Source organism: Pseudomonas sp. P7758 (genome assembly GCF_013386485.1).
In the GTDB taxonomy this organism is placed as follows: domain Bacteria; phylum Pseudomonadota; class Gammaproteobacteria; order Pseudomonadales; family Pseudomonadaceae; genus Aquipseudomonas.
This window is the reverse complement of record NZ_JACARS010000059.1, coordinates 1-6,171: the sequence shown is the minus strand read 5'-3', so window position 1 is coordinate 6,171 and position 6,171 is coordinate 1. Positions and strand designations below refer to the sequence as shown.

Genomic DNA, 6,171 nt, shown 5'->3' with positions numbered 1-6,171 from the left:
CAAGCTCCCTCGCCACAGGTCATTGGTGACCCGCTCTATCTCTTGACCGACCAGCATCAGCCTTGGTGGAGCTCTATCGGTGATGGTTTCCCTCCTCTCGCAGCAAGGCCTGCAAGGTGTCCAGGCGGGCGCCTTCGAAGGCGATGACGGTGCCTTGCTCGAACACCCGGCGCGCAAGGCCTGTAAGCACGGCACCGGGAGGCAGTTCGATATGCAGGCGCACACCGCGCTCGAAGGCGCTTTGCACGGTGCCGCGCCAGTCGACGATGCGGCACATGTTGAAGGCGAGGTCGTCGCGCAGGTGTTCGGTGTTGTGGATCGGCCGGGCGCGGGTGCTGCTCAGGTAGGTGATGCTCGGCGGTTTCAGTGTCACTTGGGCGAATGCTTCGGCCAGGGCCTCGGCGGGTTTTTCCAGCAGTACGCAATGAGACGGCACGCTGACGGCCAGGCGTTTGGCGACGCCGTTGCCGCGCACCAGATTGGCGACCGCCTTCATGGCCTCATCGCTGCCGGCGATGACCGTCTGGTTGTCGGCATTGATATTGGCCAGGTAAACCGGGGTTTGCGGGCTGTGGACCTGAGCAAGCAAGGCCTCGACGGTGGACAGGTCCGGGCCGATAAGGGCGGTCATGCCGTAGCCGTGGGGATACGCGTGTTGCATCAATTCGCCGCGCAGGCTGACGAGTTTCAACGCGTCGGCAAAGTCCAGCGAGCCGGCGATCACGGCGGCCGGATAGGCACCAATGGACAGGCCGGCGACGTAATCGGGGGTGTGTTCCAGCAAACGCGCACTGGCGACACCGGCAATCAACAGGCAGAGCTGCACGGCACGGGTCGAGGCCAGCGCTTCGGCAGAATCCAGGGTAAGCACATCCTCATTGAGGGCAGCACTGGCTTCGTCCAGCACCGCACGCGGCAATTGCTGGAGCATGCCGGGACGCTGGGCGCCCTGCCCCGGGAATGCCAGGAGGCTACTCATGCCACGGCCTGCCAAGGATCGAGCACCAGCTGCGCGCCGCTGGCGTTCTTCAGCAGCACGCGACGCGAACCACCGGCCCATTCACGCAACGCGACCGCGCCAAAAGGCGTTTGCAGTTGCAGGTCCACGGCGCACACCGCCGTATCCAGTATCGCCAGCAGGTCCTCTGCATCGCTGCGATCAAGGCGCTCGGGCGTGCGCAAAATCAAATCCAGATCGCTCTTGGCATGCAGCGCTTCGACACCGCTGGCCAACTCGAAACCCGCACTGCCGGTGACGCCCCAACTCTCTCCCGCCAGCACCGGTTGCAACTGAGCGAGGGCCTGCAACGCCGGCAAATCCCTTGGCGAGATCACACCGCGCAGGTCTTCCGGCACCACGCGCCGCTGCACCGCCGCCATCGGCATCACGGCGGCGAAGCGCTGCTCGCGCAAGCGCCCGCGTACCCCCACCGCTACCTCGCCCGGCGACGCGTTCGCCCGGCGCACCACCACCGGATGCCCAGCGGCCAATGCTGCCAGCACCCAGGCCGGCGCATCAGCGGGCGCATGCGCCGGGGTCATGCCCCAGAGCAAGTCGTGAGCGTTCACCATTGCTCCCGCAGCAGTTGGCGCACGTGGCTGGAGGCAGCGCGATTGGCGGCGCCCAGGCGACCGCTCAGGTCCCGACCGCCGGCCTGCACATCCTTGATCGCCTGCACCAGGCAATCGCTGACCCGCGCCACATCTTCGGTGGTGGGCTGCTCGATCTGGCTGACCGACAAGGTCTCCCAGAGCAAGCCGAGGCTGGCATAGCTGTCGATGTCATAGGCCATCGGCGGCACGCTGGCGGCCAGGGTTTCCAGCTCTTCAACACTGCGCAGGGTTACCCGCGCCGCCGAAGCCTTGCCCATGGCATGCACCATCACGCCGGGGTCGCGCAGGGCAATCAGGCGGTTGGCCTGGTAACCATGGGCGAGGAAGGCGCCGGACATCGCCTTGCCCACCAGCAGCGCGATCACCGGGTGACCGGCCAGGCGGGCACGGGCGTAGCTGTCGGCAGCGGCGGCCAATGCCTGGTGAATGCCCAAGGCCTCTTCGCGACGACCGTAGGCCTGGCTCGGCACATCCACGATGGCAATCAGCGGACGCTTGTCGCCGGTATCGATCGCTTCATCAACCGCCTTGGCCAAGCCCCAGCCTTCCAGCAAACCGACTTCACCGTTGCGAGCGCGAGGGAAGCGGTTTTGCGGGTCGGTGACCACCGCGATAAAGCGCACTGGCTGATCACCGAGCACACCGTCGGCGACTTTCAGCGAGTTCGGCAAACCGCTCACTGGCGCTGCGTCGCCGCTCAATGCGTTGAACCACTGCAAACCTCTCATGAGCGTTCTCCCTGATACAGATCGCGAACCGTCGCCGGGTCGATTTGCGGTTCGGCGTTCAGTGCGGCCAGGCGTTCCAGATAGTGATCAACCTGACGGCTGCGCTGGTTTTCCGGCAAGCCTTGTTGCAGCAACTCAGTGATCTGCTGCTGAATCTGCGCCACGTCGTCGGCCACATACCGGTCGGCCAAGCCACTGTTGAAACGCTGCTCACCGCCGGTCAGGCTCCAGATGAAGGGCCGGTCACGGGAGTCGTATTCTTCAAGGCCGGCTTCCTGCTCGATTACCTGCGGGCCGTTCAGGCCAAGGCGCGCCTCACGGGTCACCAGCAGATAACTGCACAAGCCTGCCGCGATGGACATGCCGCCAAAACAACCGACGCTGCCCGCCACCACGCCGATCACCGGCTGGTACTGGCGCAGGTCGACAATCGCCGCATGGATATCGGCGATGGCAGCCAAGCCCAGGTTGGCTTCCTGCAAGCGCACGCCGCCGGTTTCCAGCAGCAGGATGGCGCGCGTCGGGATGCCGTTGCGGTTGTCTTCAGCAGCCAACTCCAGTGCTCCGGCCATCTTTGCGCCGCCGACTTCACCGAGACTGCCGCCCTGGAAATTGCCTTCGATGGCCGCGATGACCACCGGCAAGCCGGCGATGCTGCCCTTGGCGATCACCACGCCGTCATCTGCCTGCGGCACCACGCCCTGGCGGCTCAGCCACGGCGACATGACGCGCTGGAACGGGTCGATCAGTTCGCGATAGCTGCCCGCGTCGAGCAAGGCCTTGGCCCGTTGCCGGGCGCCGAGTTCGACGAAGCTGTGTTTGTTCAGCAAGTCAGTCATGACCGATCTCCTCGAAGCCTTGCTCCAGGCGCAAGCGCACCACGCCGGGTGTGGCGCCGAAGTCGTGGATATCGATGTTCAATGCGGGGGGTGTCTGTTCCTGGAAGATCCGCTCGAACAGATGCTGCCAACGTAGCTGCGCACCATTGACCGAGGTTTGCACCTGAATCGTCAGGGTGCCGGCGGTGCCCGGTTCCAGCAGCACTTCGAGGTCGCCGGAGCCGACGCAACCTACCAGCGCGCGGCCCTTGGCGGGCTGCCCGGCGGGAAATTCAAAGGATAAGGTTTCCATCACAGCGCTCCGTCGAGGCGGTCGATAAACAGGCAGGCGGCCAACAGGTCGGCGGCGCCACCGGGGGAGGCATTCAGCGCCAGCAGTTGCTGGTCCAGCTCATGCAGTTGGCGGCGGCCGGCGAGGCTTGCACTGCCGCCGGCGTCCAGCACCGCTTGAGCGCCTTGTTGCATGGCCTGCAAGCCTTCAGGACCGGCGCGGTAGAGCACGCAGGTGTCGGCCAGGTCGGTCATGATCGCCAGCAAGGCGTCGAGGCGCGCGTTCTGTTCGCCGTGTTGCTGCAGGCGGCTTTTCTTCAGTTGGGGCAGGCCGCGTTGCAGCACCGACGGAAAGCCCAGTTGCGCCTCTTCGCGGGCACCGCGTGCGCCGTAGCGTTGTGCGACCTGGGCGCCGTGGCTCAGCGGTTGCGGTGCGTAACGGTCGTTGAGCAAGGCCAGGCGGGCGGCGCGCAACGTCACCGCGCTGGCAGTGCAGGATTCCGGTTGCAGTGCGGCGGCGGCGACTAACAGGCCGAGGGCCCAGATCGCACCGCGATGGGTATTAACGCCGCTGGTGGTGACGAGCATCGCCTGCTCACCTTCGCGACCGATGCGCCCGAGGGCTTCACGCAGGGGCAAACCGACTTCGCCAAATTCGACAGCGGCCTCGGCCATTTCCTTGAACGCCGGCCACAGCGACAGCGCCGAGGCGTGCATCAAGCCGAGGTGCAAATCCGTATGGGCACCGTTGCCGCGACGGTCTACCAGGGCGGGTTTCGGCGACAGGTCCGCCTCATCAATCAAGGCGTCGACGGCCATGTCGGCCAGGCGTTCGGCCAGTGTCAGGTCGTGCAGTTTGAGTGCGTGCATTTACCAGCTCCTGAACTTGGCGGGCGGGTTGTACAAGCCACCGGACCACTCCACCAGATCGGCCACGCTCTTGGCGGCCAGCAGCTCGCGGGTGGCATCGGTGCGGCGGATGCCGAGGTCTTCGGGCAGCGCAATCAAGCCTTCGCGACGCATGCGTGCGGTGTCCTTGGGGTTGTGGCGCAAGCCGATGGCGGTCACCCCGGCCACGGCGGCGATCATCGCCTGGCGCTCTTCCAGGGAACGGGCCTTGTACAGGTAGGCGATGCCTTCTTCGGTGAGCAGGTGCGTGACGTCATCGCCGTAGATCATGATCGGCGCCAGGGGCATGCCGCTTTTGCGGGCGACTTCCACCGCGTCGAGGGTTTCGACAAAGGTGGGTTTACCGCCTTCCTGGAACGTCTCGACCATCTGCACCACGAGCTTTTTGCCGCGTTCGAGCAAGGCTTCCGGGGCGTCGTCGTGGCGCATGTCGAGCCAGGCGGGTGTGCCATGGCGGCGACCGCGCGGGTCGTGGCCCATGTTCGGCGCACCACCAAAACCGGCGAGGCGGCCACGGGTAACGGTGGAGGAATGACCGTCGCCATCGACCTGCAAGGTGGCGCCGATAAACAGGTCCACCGCGTACTGGCCGGCCAGCTGGCAGAACATTCGGTTGGAGCGCAGCGAGCCGTCGCGACCCGTGAAGAACACATCCGGCCGGGCGGCGATGTAGTTCTCCATGCCCAGTTCGGTGCCGAAGCAATGAACGCTTTCGACCCAGCCGCTTTCGATGGCCGGGATCAGGGTTGGGTGCGGGTTGAGCGTCCAGTTGCGACAGATCTTGCCCTTCAGGCCCAGGGATTCACCGTAGGTCGGCAGGATCAATTCGATGGCGGCGGTGTTGAAACCGATGCCATGGTTCAGCGACTGAACGTTGTGTTTTTCATAGATGCCGCGGATCGCCATCATCGCCATCAACACATGCACGGGCTTGATGTGGCGTGGGTCGCGGGTGAACAGCGGTTCGATGTAGAAGGGCTTGTCAGCGACCACCACGAAATCGACCCAGCTCGCGGGGATGTCGACGCGAGGCAGGTCGGTGACGTCATCCACCAGTTGGTTGACCTGGACGATGACGATGCCATCGCTGAAGGCGGCCGGCTCGATCAGCGCTGGCGTGTCTTCAGTGCTCGGGCCGGTGTAGATATTACCGGCGCGGTCGGCCATGAAGCCGGCCGACAGGACCACGTTGGGGATCAGGTCCACCACCAGCCGTGCGTAGAGTTCGATGTAGGTGTGGATCGCGCCGATTTCCAACAGGCCGTCTTCCAGCAACTGGCTGATGCGCAGGGACTGGGTGCCGGCGAAGGAGAAATCCAGCTTGCGGGCGATGCCCTTTTCAAACAGGTCCAGGTGCTCGGAGCGGCCGACGCTGGGCATGATCATGTGCAGGTCGTGGAGCTTGGCGGGGTCGGCCTTGGCCAGGGAGCGCGAGAGGAAATCGGCCTGCTTCTGGTTGTTGCCTTCCAGCACCACGCGGTCGCCGGGGAGGATCAGGGCTTCCAGGGCTTCGACAATGCGCTCGCTGGGGAGCACGGCGCCATCGGCGAAGGATCGCACCAATGCGAGGCGGCGCTGCTTCTCATCGCGCCGCCGCGTCCAGCGCGAGTCGGGGGAAGTTGTTGTTGTCATGGTCGCTCCACGGGATTTGCTGTCGTGGGCTGTACCTTAGGAGGGTATTGGGGGGGCATCAATCAAGCTGGGCGGTGAACCGTTACGATTGGAGTAATGGTTCATTAGCAAACGCTGAGGCTCGGGCTCAACACAGTTCAAATGTGGGAGCGGGCTTGCTCGCGAATGCGGTGGGTCAG

General features: G+C 64.9%; 7 protein-coding genes. All 7 read right to left on the bottom strand.

The genetic code is table 11. The features are described from left to right. Window positions 1-73 precede the first annotated feature (73 nt). The 7 genes from mdcH to mdcA are packed head-to-tail and all read right to left on the bottom strand — an operon-like array spanning window position 74 to window position 5,992. Window positions 74-979, bottom strand: a complete 906-nt coding sequence (gene mdcH / locus HX873_RS12895) for a malonate decarboxylase subunit epsilon (protein WP_003216814.1) — start codon at window positions 977-979, stop codon at window positions 74-76. Beyond that, window positions 976-1,572 carry a malonate decarboxylase holo-ACP synthase gene (locus HX873_RS12890; protein ID WP_177028011.1) on the bottom strand — a complete coding sequence of 199 codons (597 nt, stop codon included), beginning with the start codon at window positions 1,570-1,572 and terminating at the stop codon, window positions 976-978. Before HX873_RS12890 ends, mdcH begins: the two co-directional genes overlap by 4 nt. Further along, on the bottom strand, window positions 1,566-2,342 hold the full coding sequence (gene mdcE, locus HX873_RS12885; RefSeq protein ID WP_177028012.1) for a biotin-independent malonate decarboxylase subunit gamma: 777 nt from the start codon (window positions 2,340-2,342) through the stop codon (window positions 1,566-1,568). The genes HX873_RS12890 and mdcE overlap by 7 nt, the downstream gene beginning before the upstream one ends. Further along, entirely contained in the window at window positions 2,339-3,181 is an 843-nt protein-coding gene (locus HX873_RS12880; RefSeq protein WP_102370090.1) for a biotin-independent malonate decarboxylase subunit beta, read from the bottom strand. The genes mdcE and HX873_RS12880 overlap by 4 nt, the downstream gene beginning before the upstream one ends. Further along, window positions 3,174-3,473, bottom strand: a complete 300-nt coding sequence (locus HX873_RS12875) for a malonate decarboxylase subunit delta (protein WP_003216806.1) — start codon at window positions 3,471-3,473, stop codon at window positions 3,174-3,176. The genes HX873_RS12880 and HX873_RS12875 overlap by 8 nt, the downstream gene beginning before the upstream one ends. Further along, entirely contained in the window at window positions 3,473-4,321 is an 849-nt protein-coding gene (locus HX873_RS12870) for a triphosphoribosyl-dephospho-CoA synthase (RefSeq protein ID WP_008434131.1), read from the bottom strand. Before HX873_RS12870 ends, HX873_RS12875 begins: the two co-directional genes overlap by 1 nt. Beyond that, window positions 4,322-5,992 (bottom strand): malonate decarboxylase subunit alpha, encoded by a 1,671-nt coding sequence (mdcA, locus tag HX873_RS12865; RefSeq protein WP_023659312.1) that lies wholly within the window; start codon window positions 5,990-5,992, stop codon window positions 4,322-4,324. Between the last annotated feature and the right edge of the window lie 179 nt (window positions 5,993-6,171).